At 57.6% G+C, this 21169-nt stretch carries 18 protein-coding genes; 14 read left to right on the top strand and 4 right to left on the bottom strand.

Going from position 1 to position 21169, the window contains the following annotated elements; translation table 11 throughout:
- The first annotated feature begins 11 nt into the window (after window positions 1–11).
- From hemW to HHJ06_RS11855, 6 genes are all read left to right on the top strand, one after another.
- Window positions 12–1121: a radical SAM family heme chaperone HemW gene (gene hemW / locus HHJ06_RS06420; protein WP_215428526.1), complete on the top strand. Its 1110-nt coding sequence runs from the start codon at window positions 12–14 to the stop codon at window positions 1119–1121.
- A 125-nt stretch (window positions 1122–1246) separates the two neighbouring features.
- Window positions 1247–2071 (top strand): hypothetical protein, encoded by an 825-nt coding sequence (locus HHJ06_RS06415; protein WP_215428525.1) that lies wholly within the window; start codon window positions 1247–1249, stop codon window positions 2069–2071.
- A gap of 26 nt (window positions 2072–2097) precedes the next feature.
- On the top strand, window positions 2098–3684 hold the full coding sequence (locus HHJ06_RS06410) for a hypothetical protein (protein WP_215428524.1): 1587 nt from the start codon (window positions 2098–2100) through the stop codon (window positions 3682–3684).
- A 5-nt stretch (window positions 3685–3689) separates the two neighbouring features.
- Window positions 3690–4307, top strand: coding sequence for a hypothetical protein (locus tag HHJ06_RS06405; protein ID WP_215428523.1), 618 nt, complete (start codon window positions 3690–3692; stop codon window positions 4305–4307).
- 186 nt (window positions 4308–4493) lie between these two features.
- Window positions 4494–4988, top strand: a complete 495-nt coding sequence (locus tag HHJ06_RS06400; protein ID WP_215428522.1) for a hypothetical protein — start codon at window positions 4494–4496, stop codon at window positions 4986–4988.
- 627 nt (window positions 4989–5615) lie between these two features.
- Window positions 5616–5957, top strand: coding sequence for an RNA recognition motif domain-containing protein (locus HHJ06_RS11855; RefSeq protein ID WP_215428521.1), 342 nt, complete (start codon window positions 5616–5618; stop codon window positions 5955–5957).
- 240 nt (window positions 5958–6197) lie between these two features.
- Here the strand turns inward: HHJ06_RS11855 and HHJ06_RS06390 are convergent, their stop codons facing one another.
- Together HHJ06_RS06390 and serS are read right to left on the bottom strand one after the other, a co-directional pair.
- Entirely contained in the window at window positions 6198–6980 is a 783-nt protein-coding gene (locus tag HHJ06_RS06390) for a hypothetical protein (RefSeq protein WP_215428520.1), read from the bottom strand.
- A gap of 37 nt (window positions 6981–7017) precedes the next feature.
- Window positions 7018–8298 carry a serine--tRNA ligase gene (gene serS, locus HHJ06_RS06385; RefSeq protein ID WP_215428519.1) on the bottom strand — a complete coding sequence of 427 codons (1281 nt, stop codon included), beginning with the start codon at window positions 8296–8298 and terminating at the stop codon, window positions 7018–7020.
- 284 nt (window positions 8299–8582) lie between these two features.
- Here serS and HHJ06_RS06380 point away from each other — a divergent pair, with 284 nt between their 5' ends.
- On the top strand, window positions 8583–9689 hold the full coding sequence (locus HHJ06_RS06380) for a zinc-dependent alcohol dehydrogenase (RefSeq protein ID WP_215428518.1): 1107 nt from the start codon (window positions 8583–8585) through the stop codon (window positions 9687–9689).
- Between the two features lie 84 nt (window positions 9690–9773).
- On the opposite strand, the gene HHJ06_RS06375 is transcribed toward HHJ06_RS06380, so the two are convergent.
- Both HHJ06_RS06375 and HHJ06_RS06370 read right to left on the bottom strand, forming a co-directional pair.
- Window positions 9774–10304: a hypothetical protein gene (locus HHJ06_RS06375; protein WP_215428517.1), complete on the bottom strand. Its 531-nt coding sequence runs from the start codon at window positions 10302–10304 to the stop codon at window positions 9774–9776.
- 20 nt (window positions 10305–10324) lie between these two features.
- Window positions 10325–11182 carry a carbon-nitrogen hydrolase gene (locus tag HHJ06_RS06370; RefSeq protein ID WP_215428516.1) on the bottom strand — a complete coding sequence of 286 codons (858 nt, stop codon included), beginning with the start codon at window positions 11180–11182 and terminating at the stop codon, window positions 10325–10327.
- 103 nt (window positions 11183–11285) lie between these two features.
- Here HHJ06_RS06370 and HHJ06_RS06365 point away from each other — a divergent pair, with 103 nt between their 5' ends.
- From HHJ06_RS06365 to HHJ06_RS06335, 7 genes are all read left to right on the top strand, one after another.
- A complete protein-coding gene (locus tag HHJ06_RS06365) occupies window positions 11286–12290 on the top strand; it encodes an AAA family ATPase (RefSeq protein WP_022397351.1) in 1005 nt (334 codons plus the stop codon).
- A gap of 37 nt (window positions 12291–12327) precedes the next feature.
- Complete coding sequence (locus tag HHJ06_RS06360) at window positions 12328–13230, top strand: DUF58 domain-containing protein (protein ID WP_215428515.1); 903 nt, start codon at window positions 12328–12330, stop codon at window positions 13228–13230.
- A 118-nt stretch (window positions 13231–13348) separates the two neighbouring features.
- Window positions 13349–13924 carry an aminoacyl-tRNA hydrolase gene (gene pth, locus HHJ06_RS06355; RefSeq protein ID WP_215428514.1) on the top strand — a complete coding sequence of 192 codons (576 nt, stop codon included), beginning with the start codon at window positions 13349–13351 and terminating at the stop codon, window positions 13922–13924.
- A 146-nt stretch (window positions 13925–14070) separates the two neighbouring features.
- Entirely contained in the window at window positions 14071–16596 is a 2526-nt protein-coding gene (locus tag HHJ06_RS06350; RefSeq protein ID WP_215428513.1) for a transglycosylase domain-containing protein, read from the top strand.
- Between the two features lie 15 nt (window positions 16597–16611).
- On the top strand, window positions 16612–18036 hold the full coding sequence (locus HHJ06_RS06345) for a hypothetical protein (RefSeq protein ID WP_215428512.1): 1425 nt from the start codon (window positions 16612–16614) through the stop codon (window positions 18034–18036).
- 29 nt (window positions 18037–18065) lie between these two features.
- On the top strand, window positions 18066–19454 hold the full coding sequence (locus tag HHJ06_RS06340; RefSeq protein WP_215428511.1) for a TonB-dependent receptor: 1389 nt from the start codon (window positions 18066–18068) through the stop codon (window positions 19452–19454).
- A gap of 122 nt (window positions 19455–19576) precedes the next feature.
- Window positions 19577–20848: an adenylosuccinate synthase gene (locus HHJ06_RS06335; protein ID WP_215428510.1), complete on the top strand. Its 1272-nt coding sequence runs from the start codon at window positions 19577–19579 to the stop codon at window positions 20846–20848.
- The last annotated feature ends 321 nt before the right edge of the window (window positions 20849–21169 follow it).

The following is a 21169-nucleotide window of genomic DNA, read 5'->3' as shown; positions in this document are numbered from 1 at the left end:
CCTCCGCCCCCGTGCATCTTTACGTTCACATCCCCTTCTGCCACCGCATCTGCCCGTACTGCGCCTTCTTCAAGCACACGCCGGCCTCCACGGACATGAAACTCTTCATCCGTGCGCTGGCGCGGGAGGCGGAATCCCGCGCCGCGGCCCTGTCCATGGACCGCGGGGGGGAAACGGCCACGCTCTACTTTGGCGGCGGAACGCCCTCCATGCTCTCGGATACCCATCTGGGGCGCCTCATGGAAACCCTGAACCGCCTGATTCCCGTGGACAGGCTGGACGAATTCTCCTTTGAGGCCAACCCCGCCACTTTTACGGAAAAGAAGGTGCGCTTCTGGCGCAGCCTGGGCATGAACCGGGTCTCCCTGGGCGTTCAATCCCTGGACGCCCGCATCCTGCACCTGTTGGGGCGGGAGCACACGCCGGAACAGGCCCTCCATTCCGTGGAAATGCTGAAAAACGCAGGCATGCCCCAGGTCAACATGGACCTCATGTTCGCCATTCCGGGGCAGACGCTCTCCACCTGGGAGGCCACCCTGCGGGAAGCCGTCCGCGCCGGAACGGACCACGTCTCCGCTTACAACCTCACCTATGAGGAAGACACGGAATTCTTCCGGAGCCTGCTCCGCGGAGAAAAACGGCAGGATCCGGACGAAGACGCGGCCTACTTTGAACTGGCGGAAACCATGCTGGAAGCGGCGGGCATGCGCCATTATGAAACCTCCAACTACGCCCGGGAGGGCTGCCGCTCCCCCCACAACATGGCTTACTGGAAAGGAGAGGACTACGTGGGCATAGGCCCCGGCGCGGTCAGCACCATCAACGGCGTGCGGTACTCCAACACGCGGGATACGGACGCCTACATGCGCAGCACGCTGGAGACCGGACTGCCCCTCTCCGACCAGGAGCCCGTCACCGCGGAAGACTACCGCCTGGAACGCATCGCCCTGATGCTCCGGACGGATGAAGGGCTTCCTCTGAAATACATCCTTCCGGAATCCCTTCCCCTGCTGGAACAATACAGGGAGCTGGGTTTGGCGGATATTTCCCCGGAACAACGGCTCATCCTGAAAGGCCGCGGCCGCCTGCTGGTGGACGCCATTGCCGCGGAACTGTGTTGATTGGCATTATTTTTCCAACTTAATATCAATAAGTTGGAAATAAATTAAAAAAATGTTTGAAATTAATTTCTTGACATTTTTCATTTTTTATCTCCTATTATGCCATAAATAGACAGATATGTTCCATGCATCCGCTGTTCAACATTTACTCTGTTTCTTTTCTGGCAGGACTTGTCTTCCTGTTGCAGGCCCCCTTTAACCACGCATGGGGAAGCAAGCCTCCGGCATCAGCCCAGGAACCCCAAACCTTCATCCTGCCCCTTTACCTGAAATCCGCGCCTCTTTCTGAAAAAAGGCAGGTCTTCCGGAAATCCCTATCCGCCTTTCCTTTTGCTGAAAAGAACCCGAGAATCCATCAATTTGTACGGGAATATCCGGCATTGGCCTTTGACGAAGGCGTATCTCTTTTTGTTCAGCGGACTGCCATGGGACAAACACCCGGTGATGTTTGCGCCCGTCTCAATGAATTGACCGCCCTGATGCGGCATAGGAATATGCAATCAAGGCAGCGCCGCTCCTGTCTTACGGGATTTTTGGAAAACGCCTTTCTCCGGACGTACTCTTCCCGGTACTCCCCCATGGATATGGAAGCTTTATCGCTTTGCGCCCTGATGGAACTGGAAATGGAGGAAGGATGTCCGCCAAGCCTCCGGAGCCGCATCTTAAAAATTTGGGAAAGCGCGGCAATATCCATGGAAAAAGGAACCGGCCTGCAAAGAAAACTGGCGGCTCTTTTATTTATAAGGACACTGCGGTACGGAAAAGAAGATCCTTATTTAATGGCCCGTTGCGGATATCGGTTAGCCAATCTTTATATACGCATGAAAGAACCGCAAAAAGCCCGGTGGGCGGCATCCTTTATTCCGCCTATCCGGGGCATGGAAGGCTCCCGTGCCTTAATTCAGAAATGGACAACACCCGCTTCCAACAAAAAAAATCGTAAAAAATAACCTCATTCAACCTGCCTGATCATCATATGGACAAAGCATTAATCTCCCGATGTTTTTTTCAAATGCCGGTTTTGCTTGCAGTTGCCGGCATTGCTGCACTCTCTGTCCTCCACGCAAAAGGACAACAAGTTTATGAAGGGAAGACAACAATGGAAGCTTCCCTATCTCCGGTTGAAGTGGTAGCCAATCTTTCCCAGCTTGCAGACAAATTGAAACAATGCTGCGCCGGAGAACTGAAAATTCCCAATACGACGGAAGTAACCGACCCCAAATCACCCTCCACGATTCCATATAACGGAAAAATCTCCCTCAAGGATTTTAAGGATGAACGTATTTCCCAACCTACCACGGTTGCCTGGCTTTCCCTGATTTCCGATGACGGCTGCGACATCACATATACTACGGAACAAGGTGAAAAAACAGACTGGCTGAAGGAACATGGACAAGGACATGACATTTCCAAAGGACGCCGGGACTGTCCGCATGTTCTGAAAGCGGGATCTTATCAATTCCAGATCAAATATTCGCAAACCTATTACAATCCCAAACCGGGCACAAGTGACCTGGACGGCATCAGCCTTGTAGTTGCTCCCATTGTCGTTGATGTGTGCATAGGGGAAAAAACGGTGCCCGCCCGCAAAAGCCACCTCTTTTTAGAGAAAAAAACCCAGCTCCGGCTTGCTATTAATAAAACTTACCTGGCGAATGGCCCTTCCGAAGATTCCGGAGGCGTCCCCATCAAATGGGAAGCTCAAGTTTACTCCAAATGCCCTCAGCGATTTAATGGAGTCATTCTGGCACGCAACCATACGTTCCAACCCAACAATGGCGCCTGGAAACCCATCGGCAAAGGGCCGTGCATCACCTATACTCCGACAGAAGTAGAACTAATCCGTGTGACAATTGGTGACAAAATCTTTTACTATGAAGGAATTCCCAATCGCCTGGGGGAAATTTACTGGGCCATCCGCCCCTGTCAAGGCCTGCCCATAGCAAACCATCATTTTCTGTTATTTGTTCCTGACGACCCGGAAAAATTAAATCTCCCAAACCCCGGACTTGCCGACTGCAACGCCATCCCAAAAATGAAAATCATCACTATTGGAGGAGATGCAGGAGCGGAAATCAAATACCAAAAAAAGCTCAAAATCATCCCAGCTGCCGGAACCGTTTATTATAAGTGGATTTATGAATCCCTATCTCCCCCATTTGCTCAAGCAGGTATAGCCAGCAAATATATTGATTGCTTAACTAACATGGTTTACCATAAAAACGACAATCCTGATATAGCGGCTGTTGAAAACTGGTTCAAAAACCAGCATAACAAAAAATTTACAAATTTCACAAATATCATAACCATTCAGAACAAGGAACTATTTCAAAAAGTTCTTCATTTTTCACAAAGTTATAATGAGCAGGAACGATATCTAACCAATCCACCAACTAACCGAAATCCAGAAAGTACAGAAAATGGATCAAATTGTGCTTCCTTAGTTTCTTCTATTTTACAATATAGTGGAGCAACTTGGGAACAGGTACTTGAAGCAGCTGACACAAACGGCATTGATGTTGGAGAACGCCGTCTTATCCCTATTAAACGTTTCAACCCCTAATTTTCATGACACAATCAACCACCATAGCATTCTTATCGTCGGCTTTTATATATTTCTCAGTTTGCCAGGGAGATATTTGTCAAATCAATGGTCTGAGTCCAGAAGATTTAAAAAATCTCTCTTATGATCCTCCAGGGAATGAATTGCTTTCTGAGGCACAAGATAAAAAAGCATGGCAGACATTCGTTGAAACCTATGAAGCGCCTGTAGGCAAAGTACAGGATTGGTATAATTCCATTAGGGACAAAGATTCTGCTGATGCTGCAGCCGATGCGTTCAAGATAGATGTCCTGCCAATTCTTAAAAAGCTGACGGGACGTTCTGCTGATATAAAGAAACAAGTCCTTGCTATTCCAGCTTCTTCTGAAATGCAAAAACTCATTCTTTCACGTATCCTCACATTGCAGAGCCGCTTGCTAATAATTTTTCTTCCTATGCAAGACAGTAAAAAGTCAAGTTCCGATGCTTGTTATCATGGCAGCGAAAAACTCTTTGACATATTTCTAGGTCTAACGTCAACAACAGCCATGGACATTTCAAAATTTATTGAAACTCAAAATGAAGACCAGGAAAGCATTGAAGCAGCTTTCAAAGAACCATGGACAGAGACATCATCTTCTTAAAAAGCAGTTTACAGAGAAATTGCGTTGATCTCTATTAAATTTCCATCCTTCTTTTATTCTTCCCTCAATTAAGTTCCACTTACCATGTATTAATAGTGTTTCTTTGCCTCACCTGCGTGCTCTCATCCAGGAACCGCCACAAATCAATAACTTAGCCATTGCACAGAGAAAAGTTGCACAGAATAAATGTTTATTCCCCTTCATTCAGGAGCCCTGTCATGCTTCCATAATCTGATGATCTTGAAATACTCCATCATTCTCACATTTGCATCTTCCCTCTTTATTTATTATTCAGCGTGCTATGGAGACACCTGCCAAATCAACGGACCGGAACCGGAAGCCTTGAAAAGATTTTCTTATAATCCGCCCGGCAAGGAATTGCTCTTCAACGAACAGAATCAAAAAGCGTGGCAGATATTCGTTGAAACCTATGAAACACCTGTAGGCAAGGTACAGAATTGGTATAATTCCATCGTGGATAAAAATTCCGCGGACGCGGCGGCAAAATCTTTTTCTACGGAAGTCTCACCTATCCTTAAAAAACTTACAGGACCCACTGCCGACATGAAAAAGCAGGTTCTGTCTATCCCTGCATCACCGGAAATGCAGAAATTTATTCTTTTGCGCATTCTCCAGCTTCAAAGCCGCCTTCTGGTTATTTTCCTTCCCATGCAGAATTAAAGGAAAATGGATGGCAATACCTGCTACCGGGGCAGTGATCTTCTTTTCGATACTATTCTGGAACCTACAGCCCAATCAGCCCAGGACGTTGCCAAATTCATTGATTCCCGGTATGAATCCCAAGAGCACATAGAGGCTTCATTCAAAGAGCCCTGGTCCGCACCCGCCGAATAAACTTATTAACTGTGTACCTGTTCCACCCTTTATTCAGCGCAGAATGTGAAAAACACTGGCGGTTCTATTTTGGCAGATATGGAGCCTCCGCTAGGATATATGTTGCCGGAATCCTGCCTCTGCCGGAGCATTACCGGGAACTGGTTCTGGCGGATGTCTCCCCGGAACAACGGTTCATCCTGAAGGGCCGCGGCCGCCTGCTGGTGGACACCGTTGCCGCGGAGCTGGGATGACGGAGGGAATTTTTCTCCTGTAAAAAATCACGCGCTCGCGGAATCCATGAAAAGCTGTCATGGAAATATTCAGCCCGTGCAATATTATTCTTGGCTTTTTATGATTCAGAGATTACTCTTCTTAGAGACAACGGTGTCTGCGTATTCAGATTTTGCCTTCTAATCCCGGCTCTTCGGGAATGCATTAAAGAACAATCAGATCACTTTGTCTTTTGATCATATGAACACAAAAATGTACGTAGGGAATTTGTCCTTCGATGCCACCGAACAGGACCTGAGGGATTTGTTTGGTTCCCATGGCGAAGTGACTGAAGTATTCATTCCGACCGACCGTGAATCCGGAAGACCCCGGGGTTTCGCATTCGTAACCATGGAATCCGCGGATGCCATGAACAATGCTATTGAGGCCCTGAACGGCAATGAATATCAGGGACGCGCCCTGGTTGTCAATGAAGCCAAGCCCCAGTCAAACACGGGCGGCGGTTTCCGCGGCAACGGTGGCGGCGGCTATGGCGGCGGCGGCAGACGCGACAATAACGGCTACGGCCGCAATCGCCGCTAAAAAACGGAAATTGAGGGAAAGGCATTTGCCTCTCCCTGATCACCACACTTCCAGTAAGGCCCGGTGCTTTCATGCTCTTGGCCTTATTATTTTTTATAGACGCGCTACGGCACGTATTTCTTACGGGCGCCCCTGCCAACAGGGGCGGCTGCTCCCGGCGCCATTCAAAAATAGAATCCCGGCCAAGCCAGTGCATCCCGGAAGGCAGGTTTCCCGCCAACAGGGGATTCCCCTCCGCTCCTAATCTATCCGGAACTGGCGCGCCATCTTTTTCAGCCACCAGTCCCGGTGCCGCATTTCATCCCTGCTGCGTTCCAGTTCCCGGAGCTCGCTTCCGCGCAGGCCGCCCCTCATGTACCGCTCATCCAGCTTGCGCGCTTCCGCGCGCGTATCCTTCCGCAGGGCCTTGTAAAACTGAGCTCCGGTCACCAGGCCGGTGGCGGCCCCGCCCTGGCCCACCAGGTTCATGTAAAGCTTTCTCAGCCTGTTGTAGTCCTCCACCACCCGGTTGTATTTCAGCGCGGCATACTGGTAGCGCTCCTTCCAGTCCTCCGGACCGGGATTCACCAGGCGTTCTTCCACGGAGCCGGGTTCCGGCACGGGAGCCGGGGGGGTCTGCCCGCCGGAAGGCAGGGGCGTGAGTGGGGGAGGCTGCGGAACGGGGCGGCGGCTTGCTTTGGGAATGCCGCTGCCCGTCATGGACAGGGGGGAGCGTTCCGTCAGCAGGCTGTCCATGCGCACCTGTTCCAGCGTTTCCAGCAGATGGGCGCGCTCCTTTTGCAGGGAGGCATTGGAATCACGCTCTTCTGAAAGAGATTTCTTCAGCGTCCCCATGCTGCCGGACATTTCAGAATAGACCAGCGCGTACGCCCCCACGCACCCCAGCAGAAAGCCAAGGCCCAGCATGACGCCCCTTTCCCGCCAGGGCCCGGAACTGCGTTCCGGAGCCGGTTCCGGAACGTCCGGCTCCGGCTCATCATGGGAAGCAGTCAGGTAATGTTCCAGGGGTCCCTCGTCAGGCATGGGCTTGATTCAGGGTTGGGACGTGAAAAACGCCGGTTCAGGCCTGTTCCGGGCGGATGCTGTCCGCGCCGAAGTACGGCACAAGCGCTTCCGGAATGCGGATGGAGCCGTCCGGCTGCTGGCAGGATTCCAGCAGGGCCACGTACAGGCGCGGCAGAGCCGTGCCGGAACCGTTCAGCGTGTGGCAGAACTGGTTTTTGCCGTCCGCGTCCTTGTAACGCAGGCGCATGCGGCGCGCCTGATAGTCCGTAAAGCAGGAGCAGGAGGAAACCTCCAGATACTGCCCCTGGCCCGGCGCCCATACTTCAATGTCGTACGTTTTGGCGGAGGAAAAGCCGAGGTCGCCCGTGCAGAGTTCAATCACGCGGTAGTGAAGCCCCAGCTTCTGGAGGATGGATTCCGCATGGCTGCGGAGCACTTCCAGCTCCCGGAAGGAGTCTTCCGGCTTCAGGATCTGCACCAGCTCCACCTTGTCAAACTGGTGGATGCGGATCATGCCGCGGTTGACGCGCCCGGCGCTCCCGGCTTCCCGGCGGAAGCAGGGCGTGTACGCCGCCATCTTGATGGGCAGCTCGCTTTCCTGTAAAATGGTGTCCCTGTACAGGTTGGTCACGGGCACTTCCGCGGTGGGAATCAGGAACATCTGCTGGTCTTCCGTGCCGTACATGTCTTCCTCAAACTTGGGAAGCTGTCCGGTGCCTTCCATGCACTCCCGCTTGACCACAAAGGGAACGCCCACTTCCTGATAGCCGTTTTCCACGGTCTGCGTGTTCAGCAGGAAGTTGATCAGGGCGCGTTCCAGGCGGGCGCCCGCGCCGCGGTACACCACAAAACCGGAGCCCGTGATCCGCGCGCCGTCTTCAAAGGAAATCATGCCCAGGTTCGCGGCCAGTTCCACATGGTCCTTCGGGTTTTCAATGGCGGGCTTTTCACCCCACAGCTTGATTTCCGGATTGGCCGTTTCATCCGCGCCCACGGGGCATTCCAGGTGCGGCAGGTTGGGGATGTTCATCAGCAGGGAGGTAAGCTGGGCGGCATTTTCCTCCGCCATGCGGTCCAGTTCCCGGATGCGGTCGCCGATCTCGCGCACGCGCGCTTCAATGGAGGAAGTGTCCTCCCCTTTTTTCTTGAGCATGCCGATCTGCTTGGAGGTGGCATTCCGCTCGGACTGCAACGCCTGCTTTTCCGTCTCGGCATTGCGGCGCGCTTCATCACACGCCAGAACGTCATCAACAAGCTTCCACGCGTCCCCGCTGCGGGGCTTCAGGCGCGCTTTCACTTCTTCCGGATTTTCTCGTATTACACGGATATCAAGCATAACGCGCACAGCTTGCACTCCATCCCTCCGCCACGCAAGCCAAATGAACGGACTTTCATGGAAAAACTTCACATGCAATAACCTGCCTTGCGCTCCGGCGCGGCGCGGTTTTCCTGAGGAGAAGGGGAAGGAACATCCTGCGGATTTGCCGCATGGCATGCGGAGCTCCTGACGGTCTTTTAGTGACCGTACGGCCATGCTTTTCCGTTTCCAGCAAGTTAATTCACTCCCATTCTCATTTGTTCTTGAAGAGTCCGAACGCCACAGGGTAGTGTAGCCACACTATGCAACAGACCGCACGCGCCGCTGTCCTGACAGCGCCCAAGACATTTGAAATCCGTGAGTACCCTATCCCCTCCATCGGGGATGATGAAATGCTGATCAAGGTGGAAGCCTGCGGCGTTTGCGGCACGGACGGCCATGAGTACAACCGGGACCCGTTCGGCCTCTGCCCCGTGGTGCTGGGCCATGAAGGCACCGGGGAGATCGTCGCCATGGGCAGGAATATCACGAAGGATACGGCGGGCAATCCCCTGGCCCTGGGGGACAAGATCGTAACCTGCATCATCCCCTGCGGCACCTGTGACGCCTGCCTGAATACGCCTGCCCGCACCAACCTGTGCGAGAACGTGGGTGTGTACGGCCTGATGCCTGACGACGACGTGCATTTGAACGGCTACTTCGGGGAGTACCTCGTCATCCGCAAGGACTCCACGTTTTTCAATGTTTCCGGCATGACGCTGGACCAGCGCATTCTGGTAGAACCCGCCGCCGTGGTGGTCCATTCCCTGGAACGCGCCAAGTCCACCGGACTGCTGAAGTTCAATTCCGTGGTGCTCGTGCAGGGCTGCGGCCCCATCGGCCTGCTCCAGATCGCCACGCTGCGCACGCTGGGCATTGAAACCATCATCGCTGTGGACGGCAATGATTCCCGCCTGGAACTGGCTAAGGAAATGGGCGCCACGCGCACCTATAATTTCACCCATTACGCGAACCTGGACGGCCTCCTTGACGCCGTAAAGAAGGATAACGGCGGCCGCCTGGCGGATTTCGTCTTCCAATGCACGGGCGTGGGCAAGGCCGGGGCCAACGCCTGGAAGTTCGTGAAGCGCGGCGGCGGCCTGTGTGAAGTGGGTTTCTTCATGGACGGCGGAGAGAGCGTCATCAACCACCATTACGACCTCTGCAACAAGGAAGTGACCGCCGTAGGCTCCTGGGTGTATTCCCCGCAGGATTACCCCACCACGTTCGATTTCCTGAAGCGCGCGTACGGCATCGGCCTGCCCCTGACCAAGCTGATTTCCCACCGCTTCAAGCTGGATGAAATCACGGAGGCCCTGGAAACCAACGTCCAGATGAAGGGCATCAAGATCGCCGTCATCTGCGACTAAGCGAAAGCAATTCCCTGCTCTTTTTACACTGCCGTTTCTCCGGGAACGGCGGTGTTTTTGCGCCGTTTTCTCCAGTGGTGGACGTCACTTATCCGGTTCAGGCCACAGGTCCTCCCAGTCCAAAAAACGCCCCGTGTTGGGAGGGATAGCCATGATAGCCGCGACTTTTTTCTTCAACTGCGCCAATGCCGCAGGGGCAAGAACCATGGGCTCGCTCACTTTAAGATACAGCCCCTCCCGGTACACCTGCCTCTCCAGCGTCAAATATTCCGTGACGCCTCCGCCGGAATCCAGGGCGGCGTCAATGACGAAATGCAGCAGGAAGTCGGACTCCCGGAGGTAAAAATCGAATTCATAAATCCAAGAAAAAGAGCAATTTTCGTCATCATCATCGTCGCTCACCTCCCTGCGGGGGACGCCGGAATCATACAGACGGTTCAGTTCCTGCAGGAGGGACAGGATGTGTTCACGCTTCAACACGGTCACCTGGCACCCCTGCTCTCCCATCATGCCCTGGAGGCAGTCGATGACCAGTTCGCCGCACTGCCTTTTCATGGCAAGGAGCACTTCCCGGGCCTGCTCCCGTTGCCGCTCCATGGTTTCCCCGGAATACATGATCCAGGTGTACTACAGCTTCACTTCCCCCACCGTTCCGTGATGCCGCCGTAGGAGTCAATGCGGCGGTCCCGGAAGAAGGGCCAGATGCGGCGGTGGTCTTCCAGGGCGTCCAGGTCCAGGTCCGCGTACAGGATGGCTTCATCGCTCACGGGGGCCTTCGCCACAATCTGCCCGTAGTAGTCCGCCACGAAGGATTGCCCCCAGAATTCGCTTTCCCCTTCCGTCCCCACGCGGTTGACGGCGCAGACGTAGCAGCCGTTGGCCACGGCGTGGCCGCGCTGCACGGTTTCCCACGCGCAGTGCTGCTGTTCCCCCAGCAGGGGCTTTTCCTCCGGCAGCCAGCCGATGGCCGTGGGGTAAAAGATGATTTCCGCCCCCTGCATGGCTGTCAGGCGCGCGGCTTCCGGGTACCACTGGTCCCAGCAGATGAGCACGCCGATGCGGCCGAATCTGGTGTCAAACGCCTTGTAGCCCAGGTCGCCGGGGGTGAAGTAGAATTTTTCCTCAAAGCCGGGGTCCTGCGGTATGTGCATCTTGCGGTACATGCCCAGGAACGTTCCGTCCGCGTCCACTACCCACGCGGTGTTGTGGTACAGCCCGGTGGCGCGCTTTTCAAAGCCGGAGGCCACAATCACCACGCCCAGCTCCGCGGCCAGCTTGCGGTGGGCTTCCGTCAATTCTCCGGGGACGGGTTCCGCCAGGTTGAATAGATCGCATTCCTCCGTCCTGCAAAAGTATTCCGTGGTAAAGAGTTCCTGCGTGCAGACGATCTGCGCGCCGTTGGCGGCGGCTTCACGGATGGCGGCTTCCGTCTTTTCCTTGTTCACGGAGGGCCGGGCGTCTGCGGACAGTTGAATGAGTGCGATTTTCGGCATGCCCCTTCCTTACCCCGTTTCCCCTCCCATTCCAAGCAGGGAAAATGAATGCGACGCGATTATTTGGTGGAAAAGGGCCTGAAAAGTGCTATGAACTTATAATATGGAACCCACCACCCCCTCTCTGCCCGACGACGACGTGGCCGCCATTGACCGGCTCGGCGCCATTTACAAGGAGCTTTCCGCGGAATTGAGCAAGATCATCATCGGCCAGCAGCGCGTCGTGGAGCTGTTGAGCATCGCCCTGTTCTCCCGCGGGCACGCGCTCCTGATGGGCGTTCCCGGCCTGGCGAAGACGCTGCTGATCAGCTCCGTGGCAAAGACGCTGGACCTCAGCTTCAACCGCATCCAGTTCACGCCGGACCTGATGCCCGCGGACATCACCGGGACGGACATCATCCAGGATGATTCCGCCGGAGGAAAGCGCCAGTTTGAGTTCATCAAGGGCCCCGTGTTCGCCAACATCGTGCTGGCGGACGAAATCAACCGCGCCCCCGCCAAGACCCAGTCCGCCCTGCTGGAAGCCATGCAGGAGCGCCGCGTCACCGTGATGGGCCGCACCTTCACCCTGCTGCCCCCCTTCTTCGTGCTGGCCACCCAGAACCCCATTGAGCAGGAAGGCACGTATCCCCTGCCGGAAGCCCAGCTGGACCGCTTCATGTTCCTGATTGAAGTGGATTACCCCACGGAGGAGGAGGAAATGCGCATTGCCCGGGAGACCACCGGGAACCGCAGCGAGGAGCTCAAGCACGTCCTTTCCGGGGAGGAGATCATCTTTTACCAGGACCTGGTGCGCCGCGTGCCCGTCCCGGAACATATTTACGAGTACGCCGTGAAGCTGGTGCGCGCCACCCGCCCCTCCCTGGAGACCTCCCCGGAATGGGTGAAGCAGTACGTGGCCTGGGGCGCAGGCCCGCGCGCCGTGCAGTTCCTGATCCTGGGGGCCAAGACGCGCGCCGCCCTCCAGGGCAGCTACATCGTCCGCAAGGAGGATATTGATGCCATTGTGGAGCCCGTGCTGATGCACCGCGTGGTCACCAACTTTGCCGCGGAGTCCCAGGGCATCACGCCCCGCAAGGCCGTGGCGCGCCTGGCGGCGGAAGTCTGACCGCCCCCGCGTCATCCCACCCTTTCCCTGCCCTCCCATGAAGTACCTGAACCATGACCTGCTAAGCCGCCTGGGGAACCTTCCCCTGGAGGCGCGCCACAGCATGACGGGAAACGTCTCCGGCCGCCACAGGAGCGCCAACCGCGGCTCCTCCGTGGAGTTTGCGGAGTACCGCAAGTACGTTTCCGGGGACGATACGCGCCGCCTGGACTGGAAGGCGTACGCTCGGTCGGACAGGTATTACATCAAGGAGTTTGAGGCGGATACCAACCTGCGCGCCTACATCGTCATGGACCTTTCCGGCTCCATGAATTACCACCCGGAGCAGGTGGAGTCCAAGTACATGCGCGCGTGCAGGCTGGCGGCCAACCTGGCTTACATCGCCATCCGCCAGGGGGACGCCGTGGGGCTGAGCTTTTCCCGGCAGACGAAGGACGGCGCCACGCTGCACATTCCGGCCTCTCGCCGCCCCGCCCATCTGAACGTGCTCATCAGCCAGATGGATACGCATTACCCCAAGGGGGAAACCGTGCTGGCGGAGACCCTGCATGAACTGGCGGAGCGCGTCAGCCGCCGCGCCCTGGTGCTGATTTTTTCCGACCTGTTCACGGATACGGAGGAGCTCAAGAACGCCCTCCGGCACCTCCACTTCCGCAAGCATGACGTGGCCGTGTTCCATCTGGTGGACCAGTTGGAGATTGATTTTGACTTTGACCGCCCCATCCGCTTTGTGGACATGGAGGGCGGCGGCTCCTTGATTACGGAGCCGGACCTGATCGCGGACGAGTACCGCTCCATCGTGGCCAATTACCTGGAAGAGACGCGCCGCATCTGCACGGACATTAACGCGGACTACCGCCTGATCAGGACCGGAGACGCCCTGGAGGACGTGCTGACCGGGTTCCTGATGGGCAGGCAGAAGAAGAAAGCGGGGAGATAACCTCCCGGCTGTCTCACGGAACGGTTGATCCTTCCGCGGAACGGGTGCAGGATTCCAGCGCGCTTTCCTCAGCCGGAAATGCGGTGGCTTTCATTCCTTTTTTCCCATTTTTCATCTCGTGGACGCACCCGTTAAAATGATCGTGGGCCTGGGCAATCCGGGCAGGACTTATGAGGACACCCGCCATAACGCGGGCTTCATGGTGCTGGACCGCCTGGCCGTCCGGTGGGGCTGCGCGTTCAAGGCGGACAAACAGCGCAAGTGCGAGCTGGCGGCAGGCCCCGGCGTCCTGCTGGTGAAGCCGTCCACCTTCATGAATGAATCCGGCCTGTGCGTAGGGCCCATGATGCGCTTCTTCAAGCTGGACCCGCGCAGCGTGTTCGTCATCCATGATGAGGTGGATTTTCCGCTGGGCGTCATGAAACTGCGGGAAAAAGGCTCCGCCGGAGGCCACAACGGCCTCAAGTCGCTCATCGCCCACATGGGCACCCAGGAATTCCCGCGCCTGCGCTTCGGCATCGGCCTGCCGCGCGGCAAGGGGGAGATGATCGGCCACGTGCTGGGCAAATTCCGCCCGGAGGAGCGCGAGCTTCTGGACGTGATGCTGGGCAAGGCCACGGACGCCGTGGTGTACACCATGGAGTACGGCCTCACCAGGGCCGGCAACATCTTTAACGCCGTACAGGACCAGTAGGCGGCCCGGAGCGTTCCGGGAGGCTCCACGGGCGCATGCCTTCTTTTTTCTCTCGCCGGCAGTGTACGGTATTGCTAAACAAACGGGAATACGCTAGGATTTCCGCACGTTTTTTCCTCTCCCGGGACCCACCCTGTTTCATCTTCATGGCTGAATTAAGTTCACAAGCTCCGCGCAGGCACATGCAGGCCAACAAAAGGCGCCAACCCAAGGCGAAGCCCCGGAAACGATTCTGGAGCTTTGTCAAGAAGCTGATCCTGTGGTGCCTGGTCATGGCGGTCATCGGCGGGGCCGTAGGCTACTTCGGCTTCATGATGGCCTGGAAGCGCTATGACAACTGGGCGGCGGAGTTTGACCTGGAACGCATCAACGACCTGGAAAAACCCAGCATTATTTATGACCGGAACGGGGAGGAAATAGGCCGCATTTACGTGGAGAACCGCAGTTACGTCACGCTGGAAAAGATTTCTCCGGCCATGATTAACGCGCTGATCGCCCAGGAGGATTCCCGCTTCCGGGAACATCCGGGCTACGATTTCCTGGGGATTCTGCGCGCGGCGAAGGAATACCTCCATAACAGCGGGGACGCCAACCAGGGCGCCTCCTCCATTACCCAGCAGCTGGCCAGAAACGCGTATGACCTGAAGAACCGGGCCAAGGCCAGGAATGAAGGCAGCTTTGGCCGCAAGTTTGTGGAAATAGCCCTGGCGCGCCGCATTACGGAACGGTACAGCAAGGACCAGGTGCTGGAGTTTTACCTGAACCGCGTCTACTTCGGCAGCGGGTTCTACGGCATCCGCGCCGCCTCCCTGGGCTACTTCGGCAAGGAGCCTGCGGACCTGACCACGCGGGAGGCGGCTTCCATCGCCGCCCTGATTAAGAACCCGAACGGCCTTTCCCCCCTCAACAATCCGGAAAGCAACCTGAAATGGCGCAACCACGTGCTCAACCGCATGGCCAAGGAAAAGTACATCACGGCGGATGAAGCGGAACGCCTTTCCGCCATGGACCTGGGGCTGGATTCCAAACCGCTGAAACGCGGCGTTTCCCACATTTACGACCGCATTTCCGCGGAAATCACCGCCTACCTGGGGGAGGAGCGCGTGAATGCCGCCGGGCTCAAGATTTACACTACCATTGACAGGAAGCTTCAGGAGGCCACGGGAAAAGCCCTGGAACAGGCCCTGGAAAATATTGAACAGCGCCCCGGCTACCGCCACCAGAAGGCCGCGGATTACCACAGCGCTTCCGGGGACAAGCCGCGCTACCTGGAAGGAGCCGTCCTGGTGGTGGACAACCAGTCCGGCGCCGTTCTGGCGTACCACGGCGGGCGCGACTATACCAAGCGGCAGTATGACGCCATCAAGGACGGCGCCCGCCCCACCGGCACAGCCGTGCTTCCCTTCCTTTACGCCACGGCCTTTGACACGGGCAAAAGCCCCGTCACCCACATTCTGGATGATGCCATTGACAACCGCCTGACGGGCATCGGCGGGTCGGAAGGCATCCTGGGTGAGTGGGGCGCGGAAAGCTCCAAAAACCGTTATGAGGGCATGATTACGGCCCACCGCGGCCTGTCCGCCTCCAAGATTGCCGCCTCCCTGCGCATGGGCATGGACATGGGCACGGCGCCGTTCGTGAAAAAGCTGACGGATTTCGGCATCCGCAAGCCCGTGCGGGAAGCGGGGAGCACGGAGGTGAATCCCGTTTACCGCCCCAAGATTTTCGTGGGCACGGAACCCGCCTCCCTGAAGGAGATGACGCTGGCCTACACCGCCATCCCGAACGGCGGCTCCCGCCCGCAGGACATTTATTACCTGGACAGGATTGAGGACGAGAACGGCCAGTTGATCTGGGAGTCCACCCAGGCCATTGAAACCCGGAACAATTCCCAGGTACGGAAGGGGGCCGCCTCCACCGCCACGGCCTTCCAGCTCCACAATATCCTGCACTCTTCCCTGAAAAGCGGCTCCGCCCAGCGCGTGGCCCCGTACCTGCCCAAGGATTTCAAGGGCGGCGTGAAGACGGGCACCACGTACGATTTTGCGGACAACTGGCTGTTCGGCTATGACAGCCGCGTCACCTGCGGCATCTGGGTGGGCTTCCTGGAAGGGAAAAAGCCCATTTACAACGGGGCCTTTTCTTCAGACACCTGCGCCCCCGTGCTGGGTACGGCCATGACCACGGCGGAGCAATTGTTCCCCGCCGGGGAACTGGCCCCGCCCTCCAGCGTGGAGCGGGTGGAAATCTGCCTGACCACCGGGAAAAGGGCCACCCACAGCTGTTACGACATTGACCCGGTGGACAAGAAGTACCGCCGCCACACCATGTTTGAATACCTCCGCAAGGGGGATTCCAGCCTTCCCTTCTGCGACCTGCACGGGGAGGATGTTTCCGCCCCCGTTTCCCCCTTCACGGCGCAAACCCGCATTCTCCCCCTGCCGCCCATCCTGCCCACCAAGGCCATTCTCCAAGGGAACGACCCCTACCACACGGAGGTGAACCAGGCGCCGGCCAACCGCAACTTTGAACTGCTGAGCGCGGGAGAGAACGTGCCGGAGGCGCAGGCCCTTTCCGCGGACCCCGTTTCCCAGGACCACGCGGACACGAACATCACGCTCCCGGCGCCCAAGCCCATCAACATCCCCGTTCCGGAATTCATCCACCTGTAACTTCTTTTTTCACCCATGCCCTCCCCATCCCAGGATACGGTAGCCTGCACCTGCCCGTCATGCGGCAACCTCTTTGCCGTGGAAACGTCTTCTCTGGGACGCCAGGTCACCTGCCCCATCTGTTCCGCCCAGGTCACGGCCCGGAAGGAAAAGGAGGCCGCAGCCCCGACACAGGAGGAAAAGCCCGCACAGGCGCCACAAGAACGGGCGGCCGCCCTCCCGGCACAGACCCCGGAACCTGAACCCTCCCTTCCGCAGAACTCCGCGCAGCCGGAGGAAAAGAGCCCCTCTTCCGCATCCGCCCTGGCCCCTCAAAAAAAGGCGGACAGGCGCAGCATCCCCGCTTCCGGAACCCCGGTTCCCGTTCCTGCGGAACACACCACAAAAATCCGCAAACGCAAGGAACAGGGGAACGCCGCCCCCGCCATCACCACTGCCCGCAGCGCCTCCCTGGCGCAGGCGGAACCGGAATACAAGCCCACCGCCATGGAGGCCGCGCACACGGAGCGCCGCCCCACCTGGCACATCTGGCTGCTGGTCGCAGGCCTGGTGCTGGCTTCCCTGGGCGTGGTCATGTTCCTGCGCGGCAGGGACATGGAAGCGGAAAGCTCCAAGATTCTGAACATTTCCGACCGGTTTGTGGACCATGAAGCGGATTTCTCCCCGGAGGTGAACAAGGAACTGCTGAGAGAACTCCAGCAGAGGGAACAGCAGTACCGCCTGGCCTCCCGCTCCCGCAGCGGGGATGACCGGGAGGCGGAAACCGTGTCCGCCCACATCACGGCGGCCATGAATCAACTGGCCCTGTACTGCATGGCCAAATCAGATGAAGAGAGGCTCAACTACGTGATGGACCCCGCCGCCACGCGTCCCAAAATGAAGCACTGGGCCGCTTACGGGCGGTATAAGGACTACCTGCCGCAGGAAGCGGGCAAGAGCTCCAAGAACGGAGACCTGCTCCAAATCTCCGTGCTGATGGATGACAACACCATGCGCCCCGCCGTCTTCCTGTATGACCGGGATTCCGCCAAATGGAAGCTGGACTGGGAGGCGTGGGAAGGTTATTCCCCCATGCTCCCGGCGGAGCTGGAAGCCAAGAGGCCCTCTACGCCCGTTCCCGTCAGGATAGCCCTCAGCATGTCCGGCCTTTACCAGGCGCCCTTCCTGGAGGAGTCCTCCCCGGAAAGCTACCGCAGCACGGCCTACATCAGCTTCAACCTTGAATTCCCCAACGGCGAACGCCTGAACGCGTACGTGGACAGGTATTCCCCCCTGGCCCTGGAACTGACCAAGCTCCTTTACAACGGCCCCGTGCGCGCCTGCGTGCTCATCCATTATCCGGCGGACCTGCCCGGCGGCCAGTCCGTCATCATTGACAAACTGCTGTATTCCGGGTGGATGAGCGACGCCACCCGCAGCCTTCTTCCCGCCACCAACTGACCAATCCAGACCCGGTTCCCCCGTTTTCCATGAGTTCCAAAGCATTAGCGCAAACACAGGACAAAGCCCTCCAGCTCAATCTGGCCACCACCATTTACGGCACCTTTGCGGAAATCGGCGCCGGACAGGAAACGGCCAACTGGTTTTTCCGGGCGTCCGGAGCCGCCGGCACGGTGGCCAAGACCATCTCCGCCTATGACATGACTGTCAGCGACACGCTGTACGGCCCCGTCAAGCGCTACGTCTCTGAAGAGCGCCTGAAAGGCATGCTGGATTATGAGTTCACCCAGCTCGTCAACCGCCTGGGACCGCAGCGCGGGAAGGACACGCGCTTTTTCGCCTTCTGCAATACGGTGAAGGTGAAGGGCTACCGGGACAACGGACCGTGGCACGGGTGGATAGGCGTGCGCTTCCAGCTGAAGCCGGGTGCGGAACCTTCCGACCTGATCATCCACGTGCGCCTGAATGACCCGGACCACGACAGCCAGATGAAGGACCTGGGCATCCTGGGCGTCAACATCCTGCACGCCGTCTTTTTCAAAAGGGACCGGCTGGAGGAATTCATTGAATCCCTGATAGACAATCTGGACCCGCGCCTGGTGGAAATAGACGTGGTCCGTTTTGAGGGCCACGGCTTCTCCATGGTGGACAACCGCCTCTTTGCCCTCCAGCTGGTTCAATCCGGCCTGACCCCCGCCACCCTGTTCCTGGCAAACGGCCAGGTGGCCCAGGCGGCGGACGTGCTGTACAAACGCCCCATCGTGCTGATGAGGGGCAGCTTCAACCCCGTCTCCAACCTGCATCTGGAAGTAATGGCGCAGGTGAAGAAAACCTTCCTCACCCACATTAACGAGACGCAGGCGGACCGCTGCCTGGAGATCTGTGAAATATCCATGAACAACCTGCTCCGCGGGGACGACGTGGACCACCTGGAGTTCCTGGACCGCGCGGACAGCCTGAAGGCCCTGGGGAAAAACGTGCTGATCACCAAGATGGCCCGGTTTGACAACCTGTCTGAACTCCTCGCGCGCTACACGAACGAGCCCATCGCCATCGCCCTCTCCATCGGCCTGCTGAATGAACTGTTCAAGGAAAAATGGACGGAAGACATCCCCGGCGGCATCCTGGAATCCTTCGGCCGCACCTTCCAGAACAAGACGCGCCTGTACGTCTCCCCCTGGCTCAACCGCAAATCCGGGGAATTCGTCACGGCCCGCACCTTCCGCGCCCCGGAGCAGTACGTGCACCTGTACCAGCACTTCCTGGCCAACGGCCTGGTGGTGGACGTCCCCTTCTTTAACGAATTCCTGCTGCGCCACACGCCGCGGGACATCCAGCGCATGATCGCCGCGGATGAAGACGTCTGGAAAACGCTGGTCCCGCAGGAGGCGCACCGCTCCGCCCTGCACTTCCGCTGATGCCCCGGCTTCCGCGCCGTGCGGAAAGGTTGCCTGTAATATCAGGAAAACTTAACAACTTGGTAAGATTGTCTTGCCATAAGGCGGGAATATCATTAAGGTCTCCGAGTTCCATTTTTATCATGAATACCATTATTATCGGCTCCCAATGGGGCGACGAAGGCAAAGGCAAAATGATCGACTTCCTGACGGAATCAGCCGACGTGGTTGCACGCGGCCAGGGCGGCAACAACGCCGGCCATACCGTAATCGCCAACGGGAAGAAGTATATCCTGCACCTGGTCCCGTCCGGCATCCTGTGGCCCGGCAAGCTTTGCGTCATCGGTAATGGTGTAGTGCTGGACCCCATCGGCCTGGTGGAGGAAATCAATGAACTCCGCGGCCAGGGCGTTTCCATCACCAAGGACAATCTTCTCATCTCCGACCGCGCCCACGTGGTCCTTCCCTTCCACAAGGAAATGGACGCCGCCCAGGAATCCTCCCTCGGCAAAAAGGCCATCGGCACCACCAAGCGCGGCATCGGCCCCACGTACGCGGACAAGGCCCGCCGCATCGGCGTGCGCATGGCGGACATGAGGGACCCCCAAATTTTTGACGAAGTGCTGCGCCGCCGCATCAAGATGGCGAACGCGGAAATGGAGCGCATGGGCCTTCCCGCCATGGATGAAGAAAAGATGGTGAAGGAAGTAACCGCCGCCGCGGACGAGCTGCGCCCCCACATCACCAACACCATTCCGGTCATGCATGAAGCCGTGACCTCCGGAAAGAGCATCCTCTTTGAAGGCGCGCAGGGCGCGTACCTAGACGTGGACTTCGGCACCTACCCGTTCGTCACCTCCTCCAACACCTCTTCCGCCGGCGCCTGCACCGGCACGGGCGTGCCGCCGCACAAGATTGACCGCATCATCGGCGTGTGCAAGGCTTACACCACCCGCGTGGGTTCCGGCCCCTTCGTCACGGAGGATGAAGAAATCTCCAACCACCTGCACAGCATGGGCCGCGAGTTCGGCGCCACTACGGGCCGCCCCCGCCGCTGCGGCTGGGCTGACGGCGTGCTGCTCCGCTTCTCCGCCATGTTCAACGGCTTTGACGAAATGGCCATGACCAACCTGGACGGCTATGACAAGTGCCCGGAAATCAAGATCTGCACGGGCTATGACCTGGACGGTGAAATCCAGGCCTACCCGCCCGCCACAGTGGATGAATGGGAACGCTGCAAGCCCGTGTATGAAACCATGCCAGGCTGGATGCAGGACATCTCCGCCTGTCGTTCCTGGGAAGAGATTCCGGAAAACGCCAAGAAGTTCGTCAAGCGCATGAGCGAGCTCATCGGCTGTCCCATCACCACAGTGGGCGTGGGCCCCGACCGCGAACAGACGATCGCCGTGAAATAATCACCAGGGTTCCAAAACCCTCCTTTACCTTCAGGGCCGTTCCGGACAACCGGAACGGCCCTTTTATATTCGGGAACCCGCCTGTGGACGCTTCCTCTCTTCCCATATTCCATCCACGGGGCCCGTTCCGTCCATCAATCCGCTGCCCCCGTACGCCATTCTAAAAAAGAATCCCTTCTCCGCCTGCCGGATTTTATATGCACAAAAGCCGGGAAAAAACCTTTCCTCCCAAGCCCGGAATCTGGCGGCGGATTCAGTACTCCGCACGCATCTACGGAGGGAATCTGTTTTCCCTTTTTCCGGAAAGACGGTAAAAAACAG

Source organism: Akkermansia muciniphila, assembly GCF_018709685.1.
In the GTDB taxonomy this organism is placed as follows: domain Bacteria; phylum Verrucomicrobiota; class Verrucomicrobiia; order Verrucomicrobiales; family Akkermansiaceae; genus Akkermansia; species Akkermansia muciniphila_E.
The sequence above is the reverse complement of the archived record's forward strand: the minus strand, read 5'-3'. Positions and strand labels throughout refer to the sequence as shown.